2 pseudogenes are annotated in these 761 nt (G+C 67.7%); both read left to right on the plus strand.

The features are described 5' to 3' along the window. Positions 1-378, plus strand: a pseudogene (locus UK23_RS52740) (hypothetical protein); the annotation flags it as partial. Positions 379-534: 156 nt separating this feature from the next. Further along, a pseudogene (locus tag UK23_RS20040) lies at positions 535-761 on the plus strand (hypothetical protein); the annotation flags it as partial.

Raw genomic sequence — 761 nt, forward strand, 5'->3', positions numbered from 1 at the left:
CTGGGCATGACGCTCGACGAGGTCAAGGCCACCGGAATGGCCCCCGCGGACTTCGGTTCGGAGGAACGCGAAGGGTGCTGGGTGAGCAAGGACGTCGTGGTCTCGCAGAAGCTCGGGCTGGTTCTGATCAAGCTTCCCGCCGATGCGAAGACGTCCAAGGGCATCGGTGTCGGCTCGACCATCGCCGACGTGAAGAGGGCCTACTCCGGCGCCAAGGAGTACCGCGACGGCTTCGAGGCGCGGCTGGGTGACCACGCCGGCTACGGGTTCATCAGCTACAGCAAGGCCAAGAGCATGTACTTCGCGGACACCGACGAGGTCATCGCCATCAAGATCATCGCGGACGGAGCCGACTGCGCGATGGTGGATCTCCGCTGAGGCCGTCGTACCCGCTCCGCTGGGGGGTGGGGCGGGTGCGACACCACTTCCAGGCGGCCTGCAGGGGCTTGCAGGCCACTTGGAGGTTTCTTGCAGGTCTGCCAGCCAGAGTTGGCAGCGTCGAACACGAACGAACCAAGTCCTGGGGGACCCACCGTGAACCGCTCGCTCATCCTCGTCAGCGCCGCCGCGGCTCTCGCTCTGTCCGCGTGCTCGACCACCGCGAACAGCAGCTCCGCACCGACGCCCACGTCCTCACCCACGGTCTCGTCGCCCACCGCGCCGGTGGTCACCGAGGTCGCGACGCAGCCCGTGGCCGACCCACCGCCGCAGGCCGTCACGAAGACCGACAGCCGCATCGGCTACGGCTCGCTCAAGCTGGG

Source organism: Lentzea aerocolonigenes (genome assembly GCF_000955955.1).
Classification (GTDB): domain Bacteria; phylum Actinomycetota; class Actinomycetes; order Mycobacteriales; family Pseudonocardiaceae; genus Lentzea; species Lentzea aerocolonigenes_A.